The sequence below is a fragment of the Paenibacillus sp. J22R67 genome, from assembly GCF_059692175.1.
Genome location: NZ_JCAUAX010000002.1, coordinates 1,224,900 through 1,251,317 on the forward strand (window position 1 = coordinate 1,224,900; position 26,418 = coordinate 1,251,317).

25 protein-coding genes are annotated in these 26,418 nt (G+C 46.9%); 6 read left to right on the plus strand and 19 right to left on the minus strand.

Annotated features, from left to right (window positions below; translation table 11 throughout):
- Positions 1 to 44: 44 nt before the first annotated feature.
- On the minus strand, positions 45 to 1,796 hold the full coding sequence (locus AC58VC_RS11845; protein WP_497368937.1) for a sensor histidine kinase: 1,752 nt from the start codon (positions 1,794 to 1,796) through the stop codon (positions 45 to 47).
- 344 nt (positions 1,797 to 2,140) lie between these two features.
- Positions 2,141 to 2,884, minus strand: a complete 744-nt coding sequence (locus AC58VC_RS11850) for a hypothetical protein (RefSeq protein ID WP_497368938.1) — start codon at positions 2,882 to 2,884, stop codon at positions 2,141 to 2,143.
- A gap of 155 nt (positions 2,885 to 3,039) precedes the next feature.
- Here AC58VC_RS11850 and greA point away from each other — a divergent pair, with 155 nt between their 5' ends.
- Positions 3,040 to 3,510: a transcription elongation factor GreA gene (gene greA, locus AC58VC_RS11855; protein WP_497368939.1), complete on the plus strand. Its 471-nt coding sequence runs from the start codon at positions 3,040 to 3,042 to the stop codon at positions 3,508 to 3,510.
- Between the two features lie 81 nt (positions 3,511 to 3,591).
- Here greA and murI read toward each other — a convergent pair whose 3' ends face one another.
- The 7 genes from murI to AC58VC_RS11890 all read right to left on the minus strand — a co-directional run bounded on the left by murI (position 3,592) and on the right by AC58VC_RS11890 (position 10,186).
- Complete coding sequence (murI, locus tag AC58VC_RS11860) at positions 3,592 to 4,368, minus strand: glutamate racemase (RefSeq protein ID WP_497368940.1); 777 nt, start codon at positions 4,366 to 4,368, stop codon at positions 3,592 to 3,594.
- A gap of 31 nt (positions 4,369 to 4,399) precedes the next feature.
- Positions 4,400 to 5,170, minus strand: a complete 771-nt coding sequence (locus tag AC58VC_RS11865) for a Cof-type HAD-IIB family hydrolase (RefSeq protein ID WP_497369028.1) — start codon at positions 5,168 to 5,170, stop codon at positions 4,400 to 4,402.
- 126 nt (positions 5,171 to 5,296) lie between these two features.
- Positions 5,297 to 5,827, minus strand: coding sequence for an ATP-dependent Clp protease proteolytic subunit (locus AC58VC_RS11870; protein ID WP_497368941.1), 531 nt, complete (start codon positions 5,825 to 5,827; stop codon positions 5,297 to 5,299).
- Between the two features lie 148 nt (positions 5,828 to 5,975).
- Positions 5,976 to 7,976: an MASE4 domain-containing protein gene (locus tag AC58VC_RS11875; protein WP_497368942.1), complete on the minus strand. Its 2,001-nt coding sequence runs from the start codon at positions 7,974 to 7,976 to the stop codon at positions 5,976 to 5,978.
- Between the two features lie 123 nt (positions 7,977 to 8,099).
- Positions 8,100 to 8,417 carry an MGMT family protein gene (locus tag AC58VC_RS11880; RefSeq protein WP_497368943.1) on the minus strand — a complete coding sequence of 106 codons (318 nt, stop codon included), beginning with the start codon at positions 8,415 to 8,417 and terminating at the stop codon, positions 8,100 to 8,102.
- 1 nt (position 8,418) lies between these two features.
- A complete protein-coding gene (locus tag AC58VC_RS11885) occupies positions 8,419 to 9,507 on the minus strand; it encodes a lactonase family protein (RefSeq protein ID WP_497368944.1) in 1,089 nt (362 codons plus the stop codon).
- A 67-nt stretch (positions 9,508 to 9,574) separates the two neighbouring features.
- Entirely contained in the window at positions 9,575 to 10,186 is a 612-nt protein-coding gene (locus AC58VC_RS11890) for a TetR/AcrR family transcriptional regulator (protein WP_497368945.1), read from the minus strand.
- Positions 10,187 to 10,334: 148 nt separating this feature from the next.
- Here AC58VC_RS11890 and AC58VC_RS11895 point away from each other — a divergent pair, with 148 nt between their 5' ends.
- Positions 10,335 to 11,225 carry an ABC transporter ATP-binding protein gene (locus tag AC58VC_RS11895; protein WP_497368946.1) on the plus strand — a complete coding sequence of 297 codons (891 nt, stop codon included), beginning with the start codon at positions 10,335 to 10,337 and terminating at the stop codon, positions 11,223 to 11,225.
- Positions 11,222 to 12,034, plus strand: coding sequence for an ABC transporter permease subunit (locus tag AC58VC_RS11900; RefSeq protein WP_497368947.1), 813 nt, complete (start codon positions 11,222 to 11,224; stop codon positions 12,032 to 12,034). Before AC58VC_RS11895 ends, AC58VC_RS11900 begins: the two co-directional genes overlap by 4 nt.
- 71 nt (positions 12,035 to 12,105) lie before the next feature.
- On the opposite strand, the gene pruA is transcribed toward AC58VC_RS11900, so the two are convergent.
- A complete protein-coding gene (pruA, locus tag AC58VC_RS11905) occupies positions 12,106 to 13,674 on the minus strand; it encodes an L-glutamate gamma-semialdehyde dehydrogenase (protein ID WP_497368948.1) in 1,569 nt (522 codons plus the stop codon).
- A 27-nt stretch (positions 13,675 to 13,701) separates the two neighbouring features.
- Positions 13,702 to 14,616: a proline dehydrogenase family protein gene (locus AC58VC_RS11910; RefSeq protein WP_497368949.1), complete on the minus strand. Its 915-nt coding sequence runs from the start codon at positions 14,614 to 14,616 to the stop codon at positions 13,702 to 13,704.
- 230 nt (positions 14,617 to 14,846) lie between these two features.
- On the opposite strand from AC58VC_RS11910, the gene AC58VC_RS11915 reads away from it, so the two are divergent.
- Positions 14,847 to 16,577 carry a sigma-54 interaction domain-containing protein gene (locus AC58VC_RS11915; RefSeq protein ID WP_497368950.1) on the plus strand — a complete coding sequence of 577 codons (1,731 nt, stop codon included), beginning with the start codon at positions 14,847 to 14,849 and terminating at the stop codon, positions 16,575 to 16,577.
- Positions 16,578 to 16,625: 48 nt separating this feature from the next.
- On the opposite strand, the gene AC58VC_RS11920 is transcribed toward AC58VC_RS11915, so the two are convergent.
- Together AC58VC_RS11920 and AC58VC_RS11925 are read right to left on the minus strand one after the other, a co-directional pair.
- A complete protein-coding gene (locus tag AC58VC_RS11920; RefSeq protein ID WP_497368951.1) occupies positions 16,626 to 17,417 on the minus strand; it encodes an aminoglycoside adenylyltransferase domain-containing protein in 792 nt (263 codons plus the stop codon).
- A gap of 9 nt (positions 17,418 to 17,426) precedes the next feature.
- Positions 17,427 to 18,239: a phytanoyl-CoA dioxygenase family protein gene (locus AC58VC_RS11925; RefSeq protein WP_497368952.1), complete on the minus strand. Its 813-nt coding sequence runs from the start codon at positions 18,237 to 18,239 to the stop codon at positions 17,427 to 17,429.
- 186 nt (positions 18,240 to 18,425) lie between these two features.
- Between AC58VC_RS11925 and AC58VC_RS11930 the strand changes: the two genes are divergently transcribed.
- Together AC58VC_RS11930 and AC58VC_RS11935 are read left to right on the plus strand one after the other, a co-directional pair.
- Positions 18,426 to 19,358, plus strand: a complete 933-nt coding sequence (locus AC58VC_RS11930) for an NHL repeat-containing protein (protein ID WP_497368953.1) — start codon at positions 18,426 to 18,428, stop codon at positions 19,356 to 19,358.
- A gap of 128 nt (positions 19,359 to 19,486) precedes the next feature.
- Positions 19,487 to 19,666, plus strand: a complete 180-nt coding sequence (locus tag AC58VC_RS11935; RefSeq protein WP_497368954.1) for a hypothetical protein — start codon at positions 19,487 to 19,489, stop codon at positions 19,664 to 19,666.
- A 103-nt stretch (positions 19,667 to 19,769) separates the two neighbouring features.
- On the opposite strand, the gene AC58VC_RS11940 is transcribed toward AC58VC_RS11935, so the two are convergent.
- Genes AC58VC_RS11940 through AC58VC_RS11965 form a run of 6 tightly spaced genes read right to left on the minus strand, consistent with a single transcriptional unit; the run spans position 19,770 to position 26,415 of the window.
- Complete coding sequence (locus tag AC58VC_RS11940) at positions 19,770 to 21,185, minus strand: sulfatase family protein (protein WP_497368955.1); 1,416 nt, start codon at positions 21,183 to 21,185, stop codon at positions 19,770 to 19,772.
- A gap of 5 nt (positions 21,186 to 21,190) precedes the next feature.
- A complete protein-coding gene (locus tag AC58VC_RS11945) occupies positions 21,191 to 22,585 on the minus strand; it encodes a sulfatase family protein (RefSeq protein WP_497368956.1) in 1,395 nt (464 codons plus the stop codon).
- Positions 22,582 to 23,121 carry an adenylyl-sulfate kinase gene (gene cysC / locus AC58VC_RS11950; protein WP_497368957.1) on the minus strand — a complete coding sequence of 180 codons (540 nt, stop codon included), beginning with the start codon at positions 23,119 to 23,121 and terminating at the stop codon, positions 22,582 to 22,584. Before cysC ends, AC58VC_RS11945 begins: the two co-directional genes overlap by 4 nt.
- A gap of 24 nt (positions 23,122 to 23,145) precedes the next feature.
- Complete coding sequence (locus AC58VC_RS11955; RefSeq protein ID WP_497368958.1) at positions 23,146 to 24,141, minus strand: Gfo/Idh/MocA family protein; 996 nt, start codon at positions 24,139 to 24,141, stop codon at positions 23,146 to 23,148.
- Positions 24,135 to 25,583 carry a sulfatase family protein gene (locus AC58VC_RS11960; RefSeq protein WP_497368959.1) on the minus strand — a complete coding sequence of 483 codons (1,449 nt, stop codon included), beginning with the start codon at positions 25,581 to 25,583 and terminating at the stop codon, positions 24,135 to 24,137. The genes AC58VC_RS11955 and AC58VC_RS11960 overlap by 7 nt, the downstream gene beginning before the upstream one ends.
- A 31-nt stretch (positions 25,584 to 25,614) precedes the next feature.
- Positions 25,615 to 26,415: a sugar phosphate isomerase/epimerase family protein gene (locus AC58VC_RS11965; RefSeq protein ID WP_497368960.1), complete on the minus strand. Its 801-nt coding sequence runs from the start codon at positions 26,413 to 26,415 to the stop codon at positions 25,615 to 25,617.
- Positions 26,416 to 26,418: the final 3 nt, after the last annotated feature.

Genomic DNA, 26,418 nt, shown 5'->3' on the forward strand with positions numbered 1-26,418 from the left:
AGCCCCTTCCTCTCTGCTTAAACAGAAAGGAAGGGGCTTTATATTTACTGCATCGGAATTGATATTTTAAAGCAAATCCAGCCATCTTCCACACTCACTTCGATCGTCCCTTTGTAGTGCTCAATGCGCTCTTTTACGACCGATAAACCTAATCCTTGATGTTCACCATCACCTTTGGTGCTGTAGCCGATCGTAAACATTTGATTGTAGTCCTCAACTTGGAAATCCGGCAGTACAGGGTTGGAAACGGAAATCGTCACTTGATTCGATTCCGACCATCCGTTCACACTAACCTCGCGTTCGCCTGGCGGGAATTTATTAACCTCGTCGAAAGCATTATCAATCAAATTACCGATAATCTTCACGAGATCAACGGATTTTACCCCTAAAGCTAAGCCATCAAGTCCCGTAAATTCATAATGAAAATCAATCTTCGTACGCATAGCAAGTGCAAACTTCGCCTGGATCAAAGCTGCGATCGCCGGATGGCCGATACGAATAATATCATTCACTTCGTTAATTTCTTCCAGCAATTCTTTCATGTACTTCATTTGGTCTTCTTTTTTGCCATTCGCAAGCAGCGCATACATCGTCTGCACATGATTTAAAAAGTCATGCCGCTGGCTGCGAATCGTTGCAAACATCAAATCCACATTTTGAATATACATTTCTTGCGTGGATTGAACCGCGGTTTCACGGCTTTTGGTAATAAATCGGAATACAAAATAAATAAAAATGCAGCTGCAAACGGTAAACAGAACAACGATAAGCATAAGCTGAACGAGCTGCTTGTTTAAAGTCTCTTGAATCGATTGATAATCTGACGTAATTGAGATGACATACGGAACTTCTCGTTGCACTTCGGTGAGTTTGTTCTTAACAGGAACGTAAACGAAGGTTTTGAGAATCGGCTTACCATTCCAACTCTCTACAATGCTAACCGGTTTATTGTTTTCAATGGACTCTTTATAATGCTTCAAATCATTGTCGCTCGTAATGTTGTACGAACCAAACAGCAACGGCCGATCATACACCGAAATGAAAGCTTTGCCATCACTGCCTTTGTACTCAATAGGCTTCGTGCCGAACGTAACCCCGTGCAGTCCTGATATTTCCAAAATATCCTGATTAGCCGCAAGCGTTTTCTTTACAACGGTATCCGCACCAACAATTTCTTTAAAGCGCTGAATTTTATCGGCATTCACAAACACACAGATAATATAATTGGTTGAGCCATCGTAATAGTAACCAAATTTACTGACATTGCTTGAGCCTGATGCTGGAACCTCGTAAATACCGGACCAGAAATTCTGCAGCTTCTGACCTTCAGGAATCGTGACTTTATGGTTTGTCATTAATTGATCGAAGGCAGTAAACCAGTAGCCGAAAGGAATCGTGCTTTTGATTTGAAGTTCTTTGGGTTCTGATGACTTGCCAACCATGATATCGTTTGCAACACCGCTCCGCTTCATCAGCGAAAAACCATCGACCCCCGCTTGTTTGGCAAGCTGAACCAATTGTTCATTGGATACTTTATCGATATCTGGATCAAGCTTGCTCGCGGCGAATACAGCGACAGAGCGCAGATTCTCTCCAACTAAATCTTCCACGAAGAAGGATCCTTCCTCTGACAGTTCAATGGAAGTTCGTATTTGGTTGGCCGTCGACTCCATCCTCATCGATAATGCTTCTGTTAACAGTGATTTCGTATACCAATAATACGAAGTATTATTCGTCACCAGCAACAGAATAACGATAATTAAGGTAATGTAGATGACTTTGGAGTTTATTCTCATGAAGATGTTCACACTTTCTATAGGTTGTAAAATGGATATTACAAAGTTGACACTATGTAAAACTTGGTTTTTCGACACCATCCGAAAATAATTGTCTCTTTCAGTAGTATAGTAGGATAGGAAAGCCTTGTCTATCAATTAATGTTGAGGCTTTTAAACCATTGGTAAGATAGGGAAAAATGCCAAGAAACAGGATGGAATTGCAGGGCGAGTTTCTCACCGGTTCCCTTCTGTCGGGCGTAGGGAACTACAGGGCGCTATTTCTGCTAAATACGCCATCCTACGTGCGAGCCAAAAAGAAAATACAGCCCATTTCCACTCAGGAACCGGGCTGCATGTTTAGGTTACTTAGCCGCTATCTCAACGTTTTTACTCCAAATAATTCTTTCGCCAATGTGCAAGACAACATCAACTTGATGCGTCCCCACAGCTAACGCACATGATGTTTTCATGCTAAACAGAGTAACAGCTGAACTTTGGTCCGGCTGATTCACAATTCCTTTGGTCTCGGAAATATGTCCTACTCCTCCGTCATCTCCGTCCTCGACGATTGTCAGTTGAAGCGGCGGCATTCTCCCTGCTTCAAAATCTTCCCTGCTGGTCCAATCATCAACGAATGCCTGTAGTTCCAATCGTCCGTTATTCAGGGTTACCGGAGTGTCAACTGCCGTTACGGAGTAATTCTTCTCGAATAAACTGTAGTCCTTTCCAGCAAATACCTTCGTTAATCCAAAGAGAGCCATCACATCTTTCAAATTCAAATACCAACCGTCTTCGTTAAGCACAACAGGCTTTTCCAGAGGAACTTTCCTACCTTCTCCAGCATTCCAGCGTACCACAGCGCTGCTTTGGTTCGCTTGCATATCGAAGGCATAGTCACCTTTGGTGAGTGTAACCTCATCCTTACCTATGGTGGTGCTAATTTCATAATGAAGCCGTTCGGCTAGCAACTCTATCTCGGCAGGGAATCGAAGTCCCTCAGGCGCAAATGAGCCTCCATACATCGTATCCGCAGCTGCCTGAGACACAGATCCAACCAAACCAAATGCTGCTGCAACAACCATGAAAGTGAACAGTTTTATTCTCATCATCTTCATTTCACTGCTTCCGCATCCAATTCAAGTAAATTACTTCCATTATTTAGAGGTTTCCTCACTTAAAAAGTTGCTTTTTTACGATTGCTTTACTTGACCTCGCTACTTTAGTACTATAACAAGTATCGAATACATGAGGAGCTGTAAAAATGTCCAATGATGAAATCATTCTAACTCCCGAAGGATTACGCAGTTTAGAACTAGAACTTGAGGAATTAAAAACCGTTAAACGCAAAGAATTGGCCAGCCGTATTAAGACTGCCATCAGCTACGGTGATCTGAAAGAGAACAGCGAATACCATTCGGCCAAAGAAGAACAGGGCTTCATGGAAACTAGAGTTTTGACGATCGAAAGAATGTTAAAGAAAGCGCGTGTTGTAACGAATCTTGATTCGTCTAAAGTCCAAGTTGGATCAACAGTCGTGCTCAATGATGTAGAATTCGCCGAGAAAATTGAGTACAAAATCGTTGGTTCTTCTGAGGCGAATGTCAATGAAAACAAAATTTCCTACGAAAGCCCGCTTGGCGTTTCACTCATGAATAAAAAAGTTGGCGATAAGATCAGCGTAAATGCGCCAATGGGTGTTATTTCTTACGAACTACTTGAGATTCGCATATAGTTTAGTTAGCACAACAAAGGCTGTCCTCTACGTAGATTTATCTACTGGAGGACAGCCTTTTTGGGTTCTCATATTCAACTCTTATACCCCAACTACCTCAAAAAGCTGCAGAGCCTTCCGCATCTTCTCCAAGTAGGCCGGATTACCATCCGAGCACATCCATTTCAGATCGGAATTCCCTTTGCCTAGCAGCTGGTCTCGATCGCTAAGCAGCTGTATCAGCCGATTGACCGTCCCCGCGCTTCCATCAACAATATGAATATGATCCGGCAAAACCTTTTTCAATACACTCCTGAAAAAAGGATAATGCGTGCATCCAAGGACAAGCGTACCATACATGCTCAGATCGAATGGTGCTAACTGAGCATGGAAATAATCGATAATTTGCTGGCTATCCACATTTAATTGCTCACAGAATTGGACCAATTCCGGCATTGGCAGGGAATCCACCATCCCCATATCATCGATACGGGAAACAAGCTCACGATATTTGGATTCTTTGAGCGTTAATGGCGTTGCGAGCACGAGCACTCTTTTACCCGAAGAACGGTTCATTGCAAGCGCCGGCTTTACCGCAGGTTCCATGCCGATGATCGGCATATCGTATATGCTGCGAAGCTCCGAGATAGCAATGCTCGTCGCCGTGTTACAAGCAATAACAAGCGCACTAACCTCTTCTTTGCTGATAGTTTCCACGGCTTGTTTCACAAAAGAAAGGACCTCATCCTTGGATTTCGTCCCGTATGGCACATGAAGCGTATCCGCAAAATAAAGAAAATCCTCATGAGGCAACTGCTTCATGGCTTCGTGTAAGACGGAAATCCCGCCTATTCCTGAATCAAAAAAAGCTATTCTCATTTGTTTTCACCCTGATCTTGTTCTTTCGATGTTAGAGCAATCCTGCTGTTATAAGTCCATTGCGAACGCCATCTTCATCCACGTGTGTTGTCACATGATCAGCATAAGGAAGCAAATCCTTGTGGGAGTTGCCCATCGCGATGCCCATGCCAACAAAGGAAAGCATTTCCATATCATTCAAGCCATCACCAAATGCAACCGCTTCTTCCGGTTTAATACCTACAAGCTCAAGCAGTGCTGCAATCCCTTGGGCTTTGGAACCTCCAGCCGGCAAAACATCGATGGCATGCTGATGCCATCGAATGAGCTTAAGTTCCGTTTGGAGCTCTTCATACAGATGCTCATCCGTATCTTCACAGTGCAGGAAAATTTGATAAATATCGTTCGTTTTCCAGAAATCCGGGTCATAACCTGGCAAATCCACCTTCAATGACGAAACGGATCCTGTTACGAATGGATGATCTTCCGTGTCCGTAAAAAACTGGTGCTCCCCCTCAAATACAAGGGAATGTTTATACTTCGCGGCAAGTTTTACCAAAGCTTCAATGCTGCTTTTGGCAATGATGCGTCTGTACAGAGGCTCCCCCCGATATACGGCATATCCACCGTTCAAGCATACATAGGAATCGATCCCGAGCTGCTCGGCCAAGGGCTTGATGAAGTAAGGGGCTCGTCCGGTAGCAATCACCGGTTCAATGCCTTGCTGCTTTAATTGATGAATAGCTGTTACCGTGGAAGCAGGAACCTGTTTTTCCTCATTGACAAGTGTACCGTCGATATCAAAAAACACAATTTTATACACAGTTGGGGTCTCCTTTGCACTTGGCGGCAGCTGTCGCTGCCAGCCTTCTCTCTTTCTCTCATTAAACACCAAAAAGAGATAAAAAACAAAGAAAAAGAGAATCCCCTAGGCTTCTCTCCCCAATTGCTATACAATTTCATCAATCACACCGTGGGATAAAGCCTCCTCAGGACTCATATACCAATTACGCTGATGCTCCTGCACACGAAGGATCTCATCCTGAGTTAACTTCGTTTTGGATAAAAGATATTCATCATAAATGTTTTGCAGCCTCTGCGTTTCATCCACCCGGTTTTTCAAATATTCCAGATGACCGTCAATATGGGTCGAAACCGCATGATACATAAAGGTGCTAAGCCTGCCTGCATATCTTTTGTGGCCACTTACAGCGATCAGCAAGCTCATACTGGCAGCTAGTCCATACACATAGGTGTGCACAGGCGTCTTGCTGTTTTCGATCACATTAATGAGACCTAGACCGTCATAGACGCTCCCCCCGTTGCTATTAATGATAACGTCGATTGGAACGCGTTTAAAATCCTTTTCTTTCTTATCTTTGTCATCATCAAATTGGTTTATTTTCATGATTTGCTCGACAATAGTTTTCACAGAGCTTTTATTAATGCCATCGAATAGATATAAGGTTCTTTCATTCATAGAAATGCCTCCTGTCCTAAGGCCTATTGATACAGATAGTCTATTCCCGACAGATGGACTTTGTAACTCTTTTGCATGTTTTTGCTAATTTTTTGGGCGGTACATAACGGATTCATTCAATCAATAGTTGTGAAATGTAATAAATGAACTATTCTTCCCAGCTTTCCGATAGCCGAACAGTAAAGATCGACCCACCGCCAAGTTCCGACTCTACCAGCACCTTACCGTGATGGGCTTCAACGATTTCTTTAACAATGGAGAGTCCAAGTCCCGTACCCCCGATTTTCCTGCGATCCGAATTATCCACGCGATAAAATCTCGCAAATAATTTATCCAACGCATCAGCTGGAATGCCGAGTCCATAATCTTGGATTTTGATGAAAACATAGCCATCCTCACGTTCCACATACACATCAATCTTCGATTTATCAGGCGAATACTTAATGCTGTTGGAGATCAGATTATGAAAAACCTGTTTCAGACGTTCTTCGTCCCCGTGAATAAAGAGAGATTCGTCAAGGATGTGCAGTTCAATCTCATGGCCGTCTTTACCCTGCCATTGATCCACGATTTCACCTAACAAATGAGCTGCGTTCAGCGTTTGAAAATGAAAGGCATGCCGGCCTGAATCCAATCGCTGCAAGTCCAAAAAATCGTTGATTAAATTGGATAGCCGCATAGATTCCTTATGAATCGTCTCCACGTACTTGGCTCGCTTGTCCTCAGTGACGCTGCGGGTCGCCAAAATTTCAATAAACCCCATGATCGAAGACAACGGAGTTCGGATTTCATGGGAAATGATCGAAACAAACTCATTTTTCATCTCATCGATCCGCTCTTCCTCCGTCCGGTCCCTGAAACCGAATAAATGCCCCCTAAGCGTGTCCGCACCTTCGTCAACAATCGGATTCACGTAACACTCATAATGCTTCATTTCCCCAGAGAGCGACACCCTTGAAATCCTTTTCAGAAAAGGCGGTATACTTTGGTTAAAATAGGCTTCAATGACATCTTTAAAAGCAGCGTCAGATGCTCGCATGCCTTGGCAATACGTTGACAAGCAGTCCCCTTTGTTAATCGGATTTTCAAAAAAGAGCTCCACACGACGATTTGCGAAAACAACTCGACCTACGGTATCACACATGACAATAGCTTCATGGCTGGACTCCAGCATTTGCTCGATAATCGTGTTCTGCTCAGAGATTGTTCTTTCCGCTTGCTGACTTTCCCCAAGAAGCACCTTGTAGCTATGCTCGCTATCTTTGACTTTTCTAAAAAGATCAGCCATGTTCAGATACATTTTCGTAAATTCATAAATCATTCCAGCGAGCACAACATTCGAGCAGACAAAGGAGTTCCACTTGGCCACATACCAGCCCAGACTGAAACGCCCACCGCCACAAAGGACAATAATCACATCCAGCATCATCGCAAGGATGGCAACGCACAGCCAGGTAGAGGTTACCGTGCTAGCTTTCGTCCGAAAGTAGAAAATCAACAATGTGATGAACGTTAGTACCACGATTGGTATTCCAACAAGCTTAACAAAAGCAGGCAGCAACTGTCCTTGTGACAAAACGGTTGGCAACTGCTCGACGTAATGTGTTGTAAACAACGTGCATATTGCCAGCAATACGATTGTACCGATTAATGTACACCAGCCGGCTAGCTTTGCCTTTCGAGCGCTGTACCGCACATTGCTATATTTGGCATCTAACCACAAATAAAGCAGGATTGCCAACGGAAAGCCCAAGTGCCAAAGCGCATACACCCAAACGGATGTTTGTGGTCCTGAGTTGAACAACCCATTGTCAGCAAATACACGTGGGAACGCGAGGATGTACACTAAACTCATGCCGGCGGAGAACAAGTAGCCCGCGAAAAGAGCTAGTACGGCTGGTAGGCGGGAAATTTTGAACTGACTATAGATCACATATGCCGTGATGATTTCAAAACAAACAACCGTAGAGAAAATAGCTGGCTGGAAAGCTGCCATTTCTCCTAGTTGAATGCGGACAAAAGGCACGGAAAACAAAGAAATAAGAGTTACTAGAGCCCCAATGATATAAGCAAACCGCCGCTGCGCGCGATTAGACGGCATCGTTAATAAATTGTATACCGATGAAGGCAGCGCTTGATGTTGACTCATTCTAAACCCCCGATAATGCTTAGCTTTGTGCTTTACACTTCGACAAGATTCTACAGTTTCCTTCTGACATAAGAAAGCCTCACTTCTTATTGTTGCAAGAAATGAGGCTGCTTATGTGACAGTTTAACTATTTTCTTCCATGTGAGCCTGATAGCGCTCCAGCGAGATTAAGCGATCCTCTACGAGTTCAACACCTTCAGCTTGAAGCAGAAAGCTTTGCAGCTCGGCTCCCTCGTCATCAGCAATCGCAATTTCACCTTTCGCATTAACAACTCTATGCCAGGGCAGCTTATGCTTCTTGCTCATGGCATGCAAAATCCGCACCACCTGACGGGCTCCTCTTGGACTTCCCGCTAACCGCGAAATCTGCCCGTAGGTCATCACTTTGCCTTCAGGGATGGAACGGATAATTTCGATAACGCGCTCCGTGTACGGTGTCATGTTATTCTACAATTGCAAATTTGATGCATACCGGTTTGGACAGCGTCAGCACGCTTCCAGTTGGCAGAAGCTTCCCACTTGCCGCATCTCTTACAAACGATACAACGTTATCGGAGTCTTTGTTTGCGACTAATAGATGTGCTCCGTCTGGTGAAATAGCAAAATTACGCGGATGCTTTCCAAGCGTAGGTGCATATTCAACAGGAGTCAATTTGCCTGTTTCTGCATCGATGGCGTACACGACTATGCTGTCATGCCCGCGATTCGAGCCGTAAAGATACTTTCCATCAGGCGATACGTGAATATCCGCGCAAGCATTTTCACCTTCGAACGCCTCAGGCAAGGTAGAAATCGTTTGAATTTCAGAAAGTTCGCCCTGCTCCTCCTTGTAGCTAAACGCAGTTACAGTGGAACCTAACTCATTAATGACATAACCATATTTATAGGACGGGTGAAAGGCAAAATGCCGCGGGCCTGACCCAGGAGCCACAGACACCTCACTATGAGGATGAAGCATTTTCGCAGCAAGGTCGAGCTTGTACAGCTTTATTTTATCCAATCCTAAATCACAAACGCCTACATAGGTATTCGTACGATCCAAGAAAACGGAATGAGCGCGCGGTCTATCCTGTACATCCAAAAGGCTGGAGCCTTCGTGCTGCTGAATATCTGAATTCTCACCGATGCGTCCATCCGCTAAGACAGGCGACAAACCCACCATGCCCCCGTGATAGCTCGAAACCATAATCACTTGATTCGAATGATCAAGCTGGATATGGCAAGTGGTTGCTGGAAGCGTGATCTCATTGTTCAAAAAGGACAATTTCCCCGAAGCTGTGTCAATGTCATAAGAGCTTGCTGCTCCGCACCGCTGCCCACCTTCGTCAGTACCTTCGGATATGGCATAGAGCCTCCAATTTTCCTTATCGACGGAAAGAAACGTTGGATTTTGCAAACCATCCACTTCGTGAAGGATTTCCAGACTTCCATTACTTTCCCCATATTGACACGTATACACACCTGGATTGCTTGAATCCGCATAGGAACCAATAAATGCTAACGTTTTGTGGGCTTTAGACAAAATAACCATCTCCTATTTCTCAATTTCCTATGAGCATTATCTCAAATCCAGTCCCCAGGAGCAATATGCCCAGGATTTAGGAAACATCTGACGGCTGAGGGAGCGCCCCAATGCCATAGAAAAACAAATGAGCCATCTCCTCGATCAGCACTTCCATATCCCCTTGCTGCTGGGCATATTCAAGCATCGTGTCCGCTTGGTTGGTCAGCATTTGCATATACATGATGATCGTGGATGTGGAGAGTTTGTCGGTGATCTCACCGTTTTTCTTGCCATCTTCAATTAGCTTGACCACAAGTGGAATGCCTTTCGCCATATATTCTTCTCTAACGAAGCGCGCGAGTTCCGGATCACCTTGCCAAATCTCCTTCATCATCTGCAAACTGAAGGTTTTGGATGATTGCTTTTTCTGAAAAATAATATATTCAATTTTCTCCTTCAACGTATGGCTGCCCGCTAGAAAGTCTGCAAACTCGTTGATCGTGTTACGGATATAATCCATAATTGCTTCTCTTACCAACGCTTCTTTACTGCCGTAATAATTATAAATCGTAACCTGCGAAACACCGGCCTCCTCGGCAATATCGGCAATTCGTAGTTTTTTGGAATCCGTCGTTTGGAGCATACGCAGTGTGGCCTGCGTGATGCTATGTTTTTTTTGCTGGGCTCTTTTTTCAAAGCCGTTCATTTACATCACCTATTTGTTGGAATAATGAAATTATAGCACAATAATATTTCAAAAGTTATTGACGAAGGATTCATGGAGGAGTAACATGAGTTTTGAAATAAATTGTCGGTTATATTTCATAACTTTATGTTTTCGGAGGTGGCCGCGCATGTTGACCGTAGAGCACTTGAGCAAAACTTTCCCGAACGGGAAAGGCATTTTCGATGTCTCTTTTTCAGTAAAAAAAGGCGAGGTTTTCGGATTTCTCGGTCCAAATGGCGCTGGAAAATCAACGACGATAAGGCATATCATGGGTTTTATGAAGCCGGATAAAGGGTCAGTGACGGTTGGCGGGCTGAACACGTGGACACAGCAAGGAAATGTGCAAAAATATCTTGGGTATTTGCCAGGTGAAATTGCTTTTATAGAAGGAATGACGGGGAAAACATTTTTGGATTTTATGGCTGAAATGCATGGCATGAAGCAGTTGTCACGGCAAGATGAGCTTATCGATCGCTTTCAGTTCGACGTAAAGACGCCTATTCGCAAAATGTCCAAAGGCATGAAACAAAAAGTCGGCATTGTTGCCGCGTTCATGCATCAGCCGGAGGTTATCATTTTGGATGAACCGACTTCTGGGTTGGATCCACTCATGCAAAAGGTGTTCATCAACCTTGTTCTGGAGGAAAAAGCGCGAGGCACCACCTTCCTGATGTCATCGCATAGCTTTGCCGAAATTGAGCGGACATGTGACCGGGCAGCGATCATTAAGGACGGTGTCATTCTTACCGTCAAAGACATCCATGAGCTGCAATCCATGCAGCGGAAATTGTTCGAAGTGACCTTCGAACAGACAATAGATGCGGAAGTATTTATTAGAACATCCGGCTTGGTGATCGAATTTATTGACGGCAACCGGGTGCGGGTTGCTGTGCAGGGGGAGTACGCTCATTTCTTGGCGGAAACGTCGAAGTACGCGATTCGCAACCTCGATGTGTTCACGCAAAGTCTCGAAGACGTGTTCATGAACTACTATGACCGGAAGGGGGTCTTGCAATGAATACCGCGCTCTATAAACATATGATGAAGATTCATTTCAAAGGCATGATCAATTATGCGTTCGGATCTGCTTTCTACATCCTGCTTATGTTTTGGTTGTTTCCAAGCTTCGCGGGGAATAACGAAGCGCTGAATGATTTGATAAAATCCCTTCCGGCCAGCATGACCAATGCCTTCAACTTGGGCAGCGGTTTTGGGACTGTAGAAGGGTTCATCTCCGGGGAGTATTATGGCTTGCTGCTCGTTCTTATCGTAGCCATCTTCTGTATTCTGTTCTCCACTCAGTTGATGGCGAAGCTCGTTGACCAAGGTGCGATGGCTTATTTGCTCGCAGCACCGACGACTCGCGGCAAGGTCGCTTTGACACAGGCCGCTGTCTTTGTTACTGGGCTTGTGACGATCATGGCAGTCACAACGTTGTGCGGCTTTGCGGGGTATGCTCTGTTTATCGGAGATTTGAGCGCCTTCCATGGCGCGGCTTATCTTCGAATGAACGTCGCGGCTTTCTTGCTGTTTTTCGCGGTCGGCGGTATCGCCTTTCTCGTATCGTCGCTTGCGAATGATGAAAAGAAGGCGCTCGGTATCTCCGCGGTGCTAACGTTTGGATTTTTCTCTTTGGACTTTATCGGCAAGCTAAGCGAGAAAATAGATTGGCTGCGCAGCCTGAGCTACTTCTCGCTCTATGATCCGAGTGGGATCATTGGTGGCGAGGCGCACACTTTGCTTGCTTGGTCGATCTTGGCCGCCATTGGCGTTGTGGCTTTTGCGGCGGGGATTGTGCTGTTTCGCCGGCGGGATTTGCCTTTGTAGGCGGTGTTGGGGAACTATGGTACCTACAACACAAAAAAAAGACGGACACATACGTCCGTCTTTCAGCTTTATTATACCTTGCGAGATGTCAGCTTCGCTTGCGTGAAGAGCAGCAGGTAATCATAACCGCCTGCTTTGGAGTCCGTTCCCGACATGTTAAAGCCGCCGAAAGGATGAACACCAACCAATGCGCCTGTGCATTTGCGGTTAATGTACAAGTTGCCACAATGTACAGTGTCAAGCGCTTCGGAGATACGCTCTTCGTTGGTGGAGAAGTATGAACCTGTCAAACCAAACTCCGTATCGTTGTACATCGCGATAGCTTCTTTCCAGTCCTTCGCTTTAGCGATGGCCAGAACCGGCCCGAAGATCTCTTCCTGCATAATGCGAGCTTTACCGCTCACATCACCGAATACGGTAGGCTGAATGTAATAGCCGTTGCCTTCAGCTTTGCCGCCGCCAGCCAGAAGTGTTCCTTCGTTTTTACCAACTTCAATGTAATCCAGAATCCGATCATAAGACGTTTTATCGATAACTGGACCTGCCGCAAAATTAAGCTCAGGCAAGCCGCTTTGCAGCTGGTTCGTCAGGGCAACCACTTTTTCAACCACTTCGTCATATACGGACTCTACAATGATCGCCCGGGATCCAGCGGAACATTTTTGTCCTTGGAAGCCGAAAGCCGAAGCCACGATTGCCGCTGCAGCCGCGTTAAGATCAGCTGTTTCGTCCACGACGATACCGTCTTTTCCGCCCATTTCAGCTACAACACGCTTAATCCAAATTTGACCCGGAACGGTGTCAGCAGCCAGCTTGTTAATGCGTAATCCTACCTCTTTGGAGCCTGTGAAGGAGATAAACCGTGTTTTCGGATGAGTCGTTAAGTAGTCCCCAACCTCAGCACCACTGCCCGGAATGAAGTTGATGACACCTGCAGGCAGACCCACTTCTTCCATAAGTGCTACAAATTTGTGCGCAATCACCGGCGTCGTGGAAGCTGGTTTAAGCAGAACGGTATTACCGGAAACAACCGCCGCCATCGTCATCCCAACACAGATCGCAAGCGGGAAATTCCAAGGAGGAATAACAACGCCAACACCAAGTGGAATATACGTAAGCTTGTTGTTTTCGCCAGGGATTTTGACCAGTGGTTGCGTCTCGTTAGTTTCACTCAGGCGAATCATTTCGCGCGCATAGAACTCGATGAAGTCGATTGCTTCTGCTGTATCGACATCGGCTTCCACGTAGTTTTTGCCGGATTCAAGCAGCATTAGCGCTGAGAATTCATGCTTGCGAGCGCGCATCAATGCCGCAGCTTTGAACAAGTATTCGGCACGCTCTCTTGCCGGAACCTTTTTCCAAGACTCAAAAGTTTCAAGCGCAGCGTTCATCGCCTTCTCAGCAAGGGCTTGGTCTGCTTTGCTTACATAACCGATAATTTCATCCACATTACCTGGGTTAATGGAAGTAATTTTCGCTTCAGTCGTTACCTTCTCCGTCCCGATGTAGAGCGGATACTCGCGGCCCATTTCCTCTTTTACTTTCGAAATAGCTGCTTGCATAGCCTTTTTATTTACCTCAAGGTTAAAATCTGTAAACGGCTCGTTCGCGTATGGGCTCACCTTTGTAAATGTTGTCATCGTATTTCTCCTCTCCGAATGGGAAGTTTATTTAAACATATTTTTAAGAACAAACCAGACATTGGCTGGACGTTCTGCTAGCCTTCTCATGAAATAACCGAACCAATCCACACCATAAGGAACGTAGATGCGCACCCGATATCCTTCTTTCACCAATTGCTTCTGCAATTCTTCACAAATCCCATACAGCATCTGGAACTCAAACTGACTGCCTGGGATCCCATTTGTCCTAGCAAAGTCTTTTGTAAAATGGATAATGGCTTCATCATGGCTGGCAATCGCCGTATAATGGCCATTTAGCAAATGTTTTTGAATCATTTTTTTGTAATTATCATCAACAGCACTTTTCTCTGGAAAAGCAACCTGCGGGGATTCCTTATAAGCCCCTTTCACAAGACGCAAGTTCGCGCCAAGCTCGTGCAAATCATCCATATCCTTCATCGTACGGAACAAATAAGCTTGAATAACGATGCCTACGTTGTCGTAGTCTTTTCGAAGCTCACGATAGATGTCCAAAGAAATTTGGCAATGCGCGTAATCTTCCATATCAATCCGGACAAAATTGCCGTGCATGCGTGCGCGGTCAAGAATCCGTCTCATACTGTTTAGACACAAATCTCTGCTTATGTCCAGACCAAGTGAGGTCATTTTTAGAGATAGATTGGAGGTGACACCCGACTCTGCAATGGCATCTAACGTTTGGATGCACATATCCGCAGACTCCAAAGCTTCTGCTTCGCTGAAAACAAACTCCCCTAAATGATCCAGTGTGGCAATACGGCCATCCTGATTGAGTCCGCGCACAGCATTAATGGATTGCTGAATGGTTTCACCGGCAACGAAACGTGCAGCGCCAAAGCGTAAACCATATCGCTTCGCTAAGCGATTCGCGGTGCGGCTTTTCCCTAAAGATTGAAACATGTTCCTCATCATGAGTTCCATCTGTGTTATTCCTCCAATGGAATTTGTACAATAGTGTTTAATTCATGTTTTAATTGTACACTATAAATAATATTTTGAACACTACTTGTTTATGTGTATATTTTTCATAATTTTGAACACATTATCAACTATATTCCTATCATACTCGCCGCCCTTGCATAACGTGTTGAATCGCCATTAGCTTCGTGGTAAATTTATAGCAAATCAATGCTCCATAAATGAGGTCGACTATGTTCAAAAATGAACACTCTCTGTTAAACACCAAGATAGTAACCGTTTCAATAGATACAACACTCGAAGAAGTTTCCTCCTATTTAAATAATGGCACGGCTATTATCGCCCATTTGGATAACCACACCTTTTTAATTACACCGGAAGATGCCGCGCTTCTACCTGCTTTATCAGCTAAGAACATCGAGGCTTTACTCACGAGCAGCTCCTTTTTTCTTGCTGAATCTATGCAATGGGACGACAACGAAAACCTGCTAAGCAGCAATCCGCTGCCGCCCGCGTCGAACCGGCCTCTTCTAATTAAGGATAACAAGGGGAACATTCGGGGATACTCCTCCTTATCGGGCCTGGTCCATGCTGCGAACTTAGAACAACAAAAGTGGGCATCTTACTTCACTTCCCTTGCCGATACCGTTACCGATGCTGTCACCGTAGTTGATCGAGACGGCGCTGTGATCTGCTGGAATACGGTTGCCGAGGAGCTGTATCAGCTTCCGAGCGGGGACATTTTAGGGAAGCGGATTGGTGAGCATTTTGACGTAGAAACCCTGATGGTGCTCAAAATTTTGGACGAAGGCCGCATGATCCGAAATACCTATCACCGACCGCGCCCAGACACACATGTACTTATTAACGCCTCCCCGATACGGGATGCCGAGGGGTATATCATTGGCGGTATTGCGACTGAACAAGATATTACACAGTTGGTAAGATTAAATGAACAGTTAACAGCTGCGGACTCCTTCGGACTTCCTAATAGAGAGCAAACGGAAGATTTATTTACTTTGATCAAAGGCAAAGGGCCTGCAATCGGCAAAGTTATTGGGTGGGCCAAAAAAGTAGCCGCAACAGAAACACCCGTCCTCCTAATTGGAGAATCGGGTGTCGGAAAAGAGCAGCTTGCTCATATCATTCATCAGTCTAGCTCGCGGTCGGAGCAACCTTTCTTGACACTTAATTGCGGCATTGTGCCCGCGGGGTTGCTTGAGGCTGAATTATTTGGCTATCAAGGCGGCGCTTTCACAGGAAGTGAAACAGGGGAAGCCGGGAAGCTGGAACAAGCCAAAGACGGCACTTTATTCATTAATGAAGTCGAAAAGCTTCCACTAGAACTGCAAGCCAAGCTCTACCACTCTATCACGCAACAAACCATTGTCCGTTCGGGAGGAAGCCAACCCATCCGGGTTCGCACACGGATTATCATTGCAACTACACAGGATTTGGCCGCTAAATTGGTTACACAAGAATTCCGCTCTGACCTGTATTATGCGCTCAATGTTATTTCCATCCGGATTCCGCCTTTACGCGATAGAACGGAAGACATTCCTGCTATGGTTCATATGTATCTGAAACAATTTTCATTACAATATCAGAAGCCGGTTCCTGTGCTATCGCCAGAAGTCATTTTGGCGCTCACGAACTATGCTTGGCCTGGAAATATACAAGAATTAAAAAATGTCATCGAGCGCTGCGTCATTTTAAGTGATGAGGATATCATCCAATTGGAACATCTGCCTACAGCTCTACAAGAGGGGCAGCCTAGTCTCTCCTCCTTTGAAGGAGAAACAGCTGCTATATTATTAAAAGCGAAGGTATCGGACGAAGAAGAAATCACGCTAATCGAGGAAGCGCTGGCCAAGACAGCAGGAAACAAAAGCGCAGCCGCCAAACTGCTCGGTATTTCCCGAGGCACCCTTTATAACAAGATGAAGGAATATCAAATGGAGTAAACACAAAAAAAGTCCCCCTTCCATATCCAGATGGAAAAGGGACTTTTCTTATTTAACAGCATGATCAAGGGTATACCTGACAAACGCCAACGTCTCATCGATTGCGTTCAGCTCATCTCCCCTGCGCCATGCCAGTGCTTGACGGATCAGCGACTCCCACTTGCTTCCATGTGTGTCTATCGTCCACTGGGCTGCGGCAGGTTTGGACGCGACCTGTCCCTCTTCTATCGTGTACAAACATCTGCACATCGTAAGAATGGCATAGGCTTGATATTCACTCGTGTCAATGCGTGACGCATCCTCAAATAACAAGGCCCACCACTGCGTTAAAATCGCCTGCGCAGCTTTAGTGAGCTCGGCTGGTGCAACAGGGTCAATCAGAGTCTCCGGTACTGGACCGAATAGCGTGATGCCATGCTCACGAATGATGGCTCGCTGAATGATCCAATCACTCGCATGTCCGTCTACACCAAAGCTTCCGTCCGAGCGTAACGCAGGATGCCAACAACGCTTACGATCATAACGTTTCAGCAATGCCTGCGAAATATAGGAGCCTTCCATGTTGCAAGCCCATTTGAACCCCTGATTTCGGAGTTCAGCATGCATCTGTTCCAAGGCCGGAAGCCTTTCCGCAGGCAGTTCATTCCGAGTTGCCACAAGAAAATCAACATCACTCGTTTCACGATTGAAGTCCCCCAGTGCCAAGGAACCGTGAACATAAACGCCGACAATGTCCTGATCGAGTACACGTTTGATACCTAACAGAAGCTCCGCTAGCATTTCGTTGATATCTGAAAAAGGTGTAGGATTCGAATTAGAAATAAGTAAATCCCCTTTCATACCGAAGGGCTATCTCTGGTAAACCGCCGGGAAGCTCTCTCCGGACATGATCTCGCCTGGCGCCACATGAATATGGGGCTCCATCGGATGACCGCCTGTCGGAGCGTAATACGTATGACCTGGCATATAGTGAACCGCAATCGCCCTGCGTTTCATTTCTGAACGGTTATTCGGACTCCCATGCCATGTCAGAGAGTGGTGGTAGCCAACTTGACCTTTTTTAATTTCAAAAGGCACCGCTTCCACCTTTGCTCCTTCAGGCAGCAAATCCGGCTGTTTGTGAACCGGCATGAACTCGTCGTTCGAGCCCAAATATTTTTGATGATTGCCCCATTTATGACTGGCCGGCACCATCCACATGCAGCCATTTTCAATGACCGCATCATCTAGCGCTACCCATGCGCTAATGAGCTCAGCAGGCTGAATCACCGGCCATAGCGGATGATCTTGATGCCAGTGTGTCGGTCCTCCCATGACTGGCGGTTTGTATTGAATCTGATCGTGCCAGATCCGAAGTGTATCCGTACGGCATAGCTGCGCAACTTCCTCACAAATTCTGCGGTTGGCCGCATGCTGTAAATACACGTCACTCGCCATCCATATATTCACGATCTGGACAACGGTTTCCTTCTTCGTTATGGTCATCCCGTAATGGGAATTATCAAGCATATTCCGGTTAAGGATTGGCTTTTTAACAGATTTCCCTTCCATGACATTTTCCAGCTCTTCACGGAGTTGTTCCACTTCTTCATCGGATAAAACGACATCGCCCTTAAGAAACCCCAACTCATCGAATTGTTTGATCTGCTCTTGTGATAGCATGATTGATTCCTCCTCGCTTGGTATATCTTTATTGTACGGTCAGCAAGCCTCTGAGTCGTTAGATATTTCCAACCTCAAATTGCACTTTTCACAGAAAAATCAAACCAAAGAAATTAACCACCCTATTTTGTTAGGGCATGGTGTATGATGATAAAGGAAGCTTGTCAACCACTAAGGAGGTTTCATATGTCTGAGCAGCTTATTATTGGAAACGCTTCACATCTTTATGCCGTGCAAGAAGGCTGGGGTCAATTGCCAGCAAACATCCAGTATGGTTACACACATGGGATAGTCGTAGACGATGAAGATCGTGTGTATGTACATCACACTGGCAAAGAGTCCGTAGTTGTGTTTGATAAAAACGGCACCTTCCTTACTTCCTGGGGGAGTGAATTTGAAGGCGGTGCCCATGGTTTTTACTTGCACCGCGATCCGGATGGACAGCAGTACCTTTATTTTGCCGACACCAAACGTTCTATGATCGTCAAAACGACATTAACCGGTGAAGTGCTTCTGCGGATCACTCCGCCAGATCGGCCTGATTTCTATGATGCTGAGCGCAAATATGTGCCAACAGATGTCTGTGTAGCTCCAAACGGCGACATTTATGTTTCCGATGGCTATGGTCAATCCTACGTCCATCACTACAATGCAGAGGGGACTTACATCCGCTCGTGGGGCGGACGGGGTTCTGAGCCAGGCAAGCTTAATTCGCCTCATGGCATTTCCATTAATCAACGCGGAGAAGTGCCGGAAATATACATAGCTGACCGCAGCAACAACCGCATTCAAGTCTTCACCCTAGAAGGGGAGCATCTGCGTTTCGTTGAGCATAATCTGGATCTGCCTTGCTCTTTTTACTTCTTCGGCGATGAAGTCTATCTGCCCGATCTTCACAGTCGAGTGACCATTTTGGACGCAAATGATCGGTTGATCACACACTTAGGCGAGGATCAGCAAGCCTATAAACAGCAAGGCTGGCCGAATCTTCCCAAAAGCTATTACCGCCCGGATCGCTTCAGCTCCCCGCACGGTATCTGCGTGGATTCGGGGGGCAACGTCTACTTGGCCGAGTGGATTTCCGATGGCCGAGTAACGAAGTTAGTTAGGCAGCGATAAAAAAAAGACTATCCACAAGGTCATCACTGATGACTTTGTAGATAGTCTTTCTTTATTGACGCAAGCAAAATCTGGCTGCTACGCTCCTACGAAACCCGAGACCTCGCTTTTTTTGTCTCAAAAGGGGGATGAAGTTCCGTTTAAGGTTCTACTTAGAGATGAACGCGGGCAGTTCATTGGATGAAATCCAACGAGATGCCGAAATTGGACGTGCAAATGTTATTTTCGTTGGAGTAAATCCAATGAGAGGCTGGAATATGATTCAAATAAAGCGATTTTATCGTAAGTCATTGGATTTCGTCCAATGAGAAGTAGAAATTCCCCCTACAGAGGGCATCCTCATTGGATTTCGTCCAATGAAACTCCATAAAGCCTTTGAAAGATAACCAAGCTGGACACTTCATCCACCTACTACCCCTTCCGCCCCTGCAGCAGCTGATCCCGCATCCAATCATTTTGCACGATGCCGTCGCCATCCTTGTACAAAATATGGTACAGCCGCTTCCGCAGTTCAGCTACGACAGACGCGTTAGCCGGATGATGAATCACGTTATGAAGCTCATGCGGGTCATGGTCCATCTCATAAAGTTCATCCACATCCGTACAATTCCATACGTATTTCCACTCTCGGGTGCGAATCATTCGCTGCGTGTACAGGCCGAATTGTCCGCCATTGTAGGAGGCGACGACCTCCTCTCGCCACTTCTCAGGTTCAGCACCGAAAAGAAGAGGCAGCAAAGACTCCCCATGAAGCCGATGGTCGGCCGGCGGTTCCGATTCGCTGATCGCCAGCAGTGTCGGCGGCAGGTCCAGCAAGGTCTGGACGAATCGCTCGCAGCGGCTGCCAGGGGCAATAACACCAGGCCACCTAATGATTAGCGGAACTTTGACGACGTCCTCGTATAGGACGTAATGTTTATCCAGCATCCGGTGACCGCCGCACATGTCGCCATGATCGGTTGTAAAAATGACAACCGTGTTCTCAGTTTGCCCCAGCGCGTCTAACTCCGCGAGAAGCCTCCCAACAGCATCATCTAACTGGGAGATGATCGCATAGTATCGCGCTACGATAGGCGCCCAATCCGCCCAGTCATAATTCTCGATCTCCCAATTCCTAAGCTGCTGACTTTGGATATACGGCTTATTCGCGAACGTTTCACGGAAGCTTCCCCATTCAGGAATCTCCTCCGGAGGATACATGGCAGCGAACTCGGCAACTGGGCGACAAGGCAGATGAGGCTCTTGGAAATTAACTCGCAGCTGCCAAGGTGCGCCCGCGCTTTCCGCTGTCAGCTGCTTCATCAAACTCACGGCCATTTCGGCAGTCTGATGCGTGCGAGTATCCGCAAGCGGCAATGGGTCCGTCTCACCAAAGAACCCGCCAGTATACGCCAGCTCCGGGTACTTCACCTTTAGCCGTTCCCGGTATTTCTCGTCGCTGGAAACAAAAATATCATACCCATAATACGTCGGATCATAGGTCGGATGTACATCCCATTTTCCGATATAGCCGTTCCTGTAGCCTGCCCCTTGCAAAGAACGGGCCCACGAGTAGCTCGTGGGCTCTAAGGCACCGATCCGCATCCCCAAGGAGAAGTTCCAAAGTCCGCCGAAGGATTCAGCCCTCCTGCCACAGACGAAAGACTGCCTCGCGGGACCACATATAGGGATATGATTATAAGCGCGGTCGAACCACATCCCCTCAGATGCGAGCTTATCGAGATGAGGTGTCAAAACAGGCGCCTGCTTGCTATACCCAAGGCAGTCATACCGCAGTTGATCAACCATGATGATCAGCAAATTAGGCTTTTCAGCCATCTCCGCCATAATGATTACCTCCCCGCATGCCTGGCTGCGGCGGATGCTTCATCGAATCGGTCTCGCCGAGGATCCTTGATCCATTCATCCCATGTCAAGCCATATTGCAGCAAGATCTCATGAATCCGATTGCGAAACGGGAGTCCCGCTTCAATCTGTGTCAGCATGGGATCCGCCCGACCATTCAGCATTTTTTCCGTCCAATTGTCTAATTGATAGGCTAGCTCATCGGCAATAGTCGGGGAGCTTTCGGCGATATTCACCGTTTCATCACGGTCAACACGCAAATCGAATAGTTCCCTTGGCGGACGTACAAAAGGTCCTGCATCGAGCGTACGAATAAACTTGTAATCTTTCGTCACGATTCCTCTGCTGGCTTGCCAAGCGCACTCGCTCAAATAAATGGCATCATGCGTCCCATCCGCTTCTCCTCGTATACTTGGCCACAAGCTGCGCCCGTCAATACTAGTAGGTGTCATTATTCCAGCTGCTTCCAGAATGGTCGGCAGCATATCGACCTGCTGAACTAATCCTTTGACTCGGCGTCCTTCTGGAATTCTGCCAGGCCACCGCATAATCATCGGGACTTGAACCGAGGTTTCGTATAAACCGCAGTGATCCCAGTAAATGTCATGTTCCGTCAAGCTTTCCCCATGATCGCCGAACAGAATCAATAAGGTGTCATCATAGACCCCTTCCGCAATGAGCAGCTCATCGAGCTCTCTCAAGCGGTCATCGAGGTAACGCACTTCTGCATCATAAAGTGCATTGACGTAAGCAGCATCTGTGACTGGGCCAAGCAAGTCATAATGGTGATGCTTAAAAAACGGATAAGCCGCATGGTTATATGCGGCATGCATACTGCGATTTGCAGGATCATAAGGATCACGGCTTTGATCATAGAAGGCTGGCACATAACTTGCCGGAGGCTGGTAAGGGGTATGCGGGTCCCAATAATGCAGGAACAGAAAGAAGTCATCCTCTTTATGTTCACGAATCCACTTGAAAGCAAGTTCGTTAACTGACTTCCCGTCAATGCTGCGCGTTTTTTGAACCGAGTTGATGTAATACCGATAGCCCCTAGCGAACCATTCCTTTAATTGGTACAAGTTATCAACAGCAGCCGTCGTGAAGCCTTGATTCTGTAAAAGGGAAGGCAGCCACGACTCTTTCTTCGGCAGCTGGGTAAGTGGCGAACCGTGAGAAACGACGCCCGTTCTTAGCCCTACTTTTCCCGTAAATATACCGGTATGCGCTACTTCCGTTGGAATGTCTGCCGCATACGCTCTTTCGAACAGAACACCTTGCTCTGCGATTTGATCCATGTAGGGCGAAGTCGGCTTCTCATAGCCATAACAGCCCAGCCGGGAGGCGCGCATCGTGTCCATGGAGATGAAAACAATGTTCATACGGCCTCACTCCGCCCTGTTTTTGTCATTAAATAATCCATGATAAAAGAGACATTGCTCTCTACCTCGTCCACATGCGTACGAATAACAATGTCCGGCTGTTCCGGCATTTCATACGGGTCTCCAATGCCAGTAAATTGCTTAATCTCATCGTTTCTGGCCTTGGCATACAACCCTTTCACATCTCGGCGTTCACACTCTTCAAGTGGGCAATCTACGTAAATTTCGACATAACCGGGCAGCTCGGAACGGGCATGCGCTCTCATTTCTTCATAAGGCGTAATGGCGGACACGACGACCGTAACACCGTTACGCGATAACAGCTTGCAAAGAAAGACGATACGCTCCACATTCTTGATGCGGTCCTCCCTGCTAAAGCCCAACCCTTGGGAAATCGTCCGCCGAAGCTCGTCTCCATCGAGCAGCTCAACTTTCCTGCCGCTGACGCGAAGTGGCTCAACTAAGGCACGAGCCGTCGTTGATTTGCCTGAGCCTGAGAGACCGGTGAACCACAGTACCTCTCCATCTTTACTCATAACCTTCCTCCTTCGGATCGGTCTTTAGGAAATTGGAATAACAGCACCATTCGCCAGATGGGAACGGATAGCTGCTTCAATGATTTCTTGCACAGCCAAGGCATCCGCGCCGGAAGCGGCAATCTGCTCAGGTGGAACACCCTGCTTCACTTCCTGAATAAAGGCGTCCAGCCGAAGCCGAAACGTATCCTCGAAACCTCGCATGCCGCTCATAATTGAATTCCGATAAACCCGCAAATCTTCCTGGCGGTGCGGATAGTACGTAAGTGATTCATAAACATTATCCAGCACAAATCTGCCTCGATCGCCTGCCACTTCACAAGCCTCAATGGGGTGAATACCGAACATATCGTAGCTGCCCAGCAAATGACCAACCGCGCCAGAAGCAAATTCCAAATTAATGGAAGCTGTTGACCAGACCGTACGACCAGGGGCTTTCGTCAAAAATGCTTGAACACGGCGGACCTCGCCTGCAAAATAACGCATCACATCGAGCGAATGCGGATGCAGCGCACGCAAATGGATCCAGGGACTGGATTCATTCGGATTGCCGATCGTCAGCTTCATGTTCACAAAAAGCGGATGGCCAACATCGCCATTTTCCATCCACTGCTTCGCCTTCTTAGCTGCCGGCGTGAAACGATGATTGAGATTACAGGCGAAACGAACGCCTTTTTCTTTGGCATATTGAACCATTTCCCGGGCTTCTTCTAGGGAATTGGAAATGGGCTTTTCGACGATTACATCCTTACCGGCCGCAATAGCTTTCATAACAGGCTCTCGGTGATGAGAGCCATTTTCGATTCCGCCAGTAGCTACGCTGACGATATCCAGCTGTTCAGCTTCAAGCATGGTATCCAAGTCGTAATAAGCCTTCACGCCAAACTGTTCTGCAACTGAATCCGCCAGTTCTTTGTTCAAATCGCAGATAGCGATAAGTTCGCTATCTGCGTGCTCCTTATAACAGCGGCAATGTATACGTCCGATGTGATTGACTCCGACAACGGCTATTCTCAGCATGTCGAATCAGCCTCTACTTCTGCGGGTTCGCCCTCCGCTTCTGCCACTGCTTCTGCTTCCTTGTCTTTCGTTTGCAAGGATCGTGCCGTCCTCGGGGAACCGATATGCATGGAGTCAAAGGCCTGTTGCGAAGTCTTGAACGGACCGCAACCTAAGCCATGCCAATTCAAATTCGTATAGATCGGATTCTCCCGCCCAGTTTCTTGCTCCCGCTTCGCAATATGCGCATTCAATCGACTCATGAGATGGGCAGCTACTTCTGGCTCTTCATCGACTAGGTTATGCAGCTCCTCAGGATCGCGAACCAAATTATACAGCTCTACTGGAGGCTTGAAATGTATATCCGGCTCAAGCGCTACAATTAGCTTCCATTCCTGCGTACGCCAGCCATGTTTGCGCATCCATGTGCATTCTGTGATGTACATTTCACTCTCTGGCACCCGCTCCTCGCCTTTAACGAGGGGAATCAAGCTGCGACCATCAAATGGAATCTCACACGGTATGCCCAAAAGCTCAACAATGGTCGGCATCACATCTTTAATTTGCGAGGAACTGGCTACACGCTTACCTGCCGGCAGCTTGCCCGGAAACCGCAGAATGAGTGGAATACGCAAATTGGTTTCATACAGGCCATGATGATCATAATAACAATCATGCTCATTTAAGGTTTCACCGTGATCGGAGGTGATGACCACGAGCGTCTCGTCTTCGATGCCAAGGGATTCAAGTGCCGTGAAAATTGCTTGAATACCCGCATCCATGTAGGCAATCGCGCCATCATACTGCGCGTCGATATATTTGCTGTCTGTACATCCATCTGGAAACCAGGAGCTGAAATAATCAGCGAATGGTTTAAAATCATATAGTTCATCCAAGGAGTGATTATCAGGATCGCACTCATTACCGTCATAAAACATCCGCTCGAACGGCTTAGGCGGCAAATACGGTGAATGCGGATCCATGTGGCGCAAAAAGAGGAAAAACGGCTTACCTTCCTCTTTAAGACGCTTCATTTCCGGAATCGCGACACGATTCAAGTTGTCCGCCTTCGGGCTTCTTCCTGTTTCGTCAGGTCCCCAGCCTTCGAAATCAATGTACTTCTGAAAGCCGCGTGCGGAGGGGTTGCCTGTGAAGCCGATACACGTTGTATTGTAACCGTTCTCTTCCAGCAGCTCAGAAAGCATCTTGACATGGTCGCCAACAGGTCCGCCATGCCGCAGCGCGACAACGTCTGTTCCGAAACAGTCCATACCTGTGAGCATGGAGGCATAACCTGGAGTCGTTGGAATGCTGGGGGAGAAATGCTGCTCAAACAGCACGCCTCCTTGGCTATATTGATCGATATGCGGCGTTGTCAGCCGGTGATAGCCATAACCGCTCATATGATCTCGACGTAAGCTATCTATACCAAGCAGCAGTAAATTCGGCATTTTTGATGTCATGGGAATTGCTCCTTCTCCGTTTATAATCGACTTATCTCGCTCCAAAAGAGCGCAGCACTGCATTTAAATAGCCATAGCTTTCAGCTGCTACAATGGAAACTTGCGCAAGTGAGTGCCCATTGGCGCCAATGACTTCAAGACAAACCGGCCCCTCATAACCGTTATCCGCAAGCACTTTGCAATAGCCGATCAAATCAATGTCTCCACGCCCGCATGCCTGCTTGTCGATCGTGCCTGGACCCGCTTGCCTGCCACTGCAGTCGCGAATATGAATATGCTTCACGCGTGAAATCACAGCCGGCAGCGCTGCTTCCGGATTCTCGCCAGCACGATAAATATGACTAGGGTCCATATCGATGCCAAAAGCTGGATCTGCAATTGCTTCTATCGCTCTTATTGAGGTAGGCGTGTTATAAATGGAGCCGCCGACATGCGCTTTCACACAAAGCGTAACCCCATACTCACTAGCGAGTTTTGACATTCTGGTCAGCTTTTCAATTGTGAACTGCAAATCTTCTTCGACGTCCGACTTTCCGCCTGGCCCCACATTAACAACGGGTATCCCGAGCTCAGCCGCAGCCTCAAAAGCAAGCGGAAGCCTCGTCTCATTCAGCTCAGCCACTTCCATAGACAGGAGTTTCAGTCCAACTTCCTCGGCAATTCTCCGAATCTCTGGAGCCTGCTCCCGCCAATTGTCAAGTTCAATGTGCTCGCACATGCCTTTGATCGCTGAGAGCTCTACACCGTCATAACCGCTTAACTTGATATGCTGCGCTGCCGTCCTAAAATCGAAATCTTTGAACAAGACCGAATTTATCCCTAATTGCATCATGGC